This window comes from Vibrio genomosp. F10 str. 9ZD137 (assembly GCF_049974785.1).
Taxonomy (GTDB): Bacteria; Pseudomonadota; Gammaproteobacteria; order Enterobacterales; family Vibrionaceae; genus Vibrio.
Map to the genome: position 1 here is coordinate 1 of NZ_JBNGCJ010001002.1, position 593 is coordinate 593.

The 593-nt window shown below is 41.5% G+C and carries 1 protein-coding gene; it reads right to left on the reverse strand.

Annotated elements, in window-relative coordinates:
• Positions 1-125: 125 nt before the first annotated feature.
• Positions 126-539 (reverse strand): nucleotide triphosphate diphosphatase NUDT15, encoded by a 414-nt coding sequence (locus tag ACP45E_RS21520; RefSeq protein ID WP_017037295.1) that lies wholly within the window; start codon positions 537-539, stop codon positions 126-128.
• Between the last annotated feature and the right edge of the window lie 54 nt (positions 540-593).

Genomic DNA, 593 nt, shown 5'->3' on the forward strand with positions numbered 1-593 from the left:
AGCGAGTCTTAACGCCCAATTAAGTAGCTGACAACGCTACCAATACACTCAAATTGACCACCTTAATCACTGAAGCTAAACCGAGCTGAAAATGCCAAGCGTTGACAGTCTGCTTGAATTGCTTGTTAGGCAAATTCTCCAATGTCTACTGAGTCTTTCAATAAGTTAGTCAATGGGAGGAATAAAGGCTCTGGGAGTTCATCTAAATTGAACCACTTCCACTGCTTACATTTTTCAGGCTCAGTTATCTGAGGCTCACCAATTGAGCAAGACGTTACGACAAATAAGGTCACATAATGTTTATTCTCTTTTTCGAAAATATCATTAGTAAAACCTAGATTTTTGAATGAGTTGACAACTAATCCTGTCTCTTCAAAAGTTTCACGCTTTGCACATTCTTCGATACTTTCACCCAACTCCAGATGCCCTCCTGGAGTTGCCCATGTATGAGCTCCATGAGAGCCTATACGTTCTCCAAGTAATACACGTCCGTCTCGTAAAATAACCGCAGCCACACCGACTCGTACTTCCTTATTCACTCAAAACTCCTTCATGTATACCAAGTTGCCTAACGCCTAGCTAAGCTGCACATA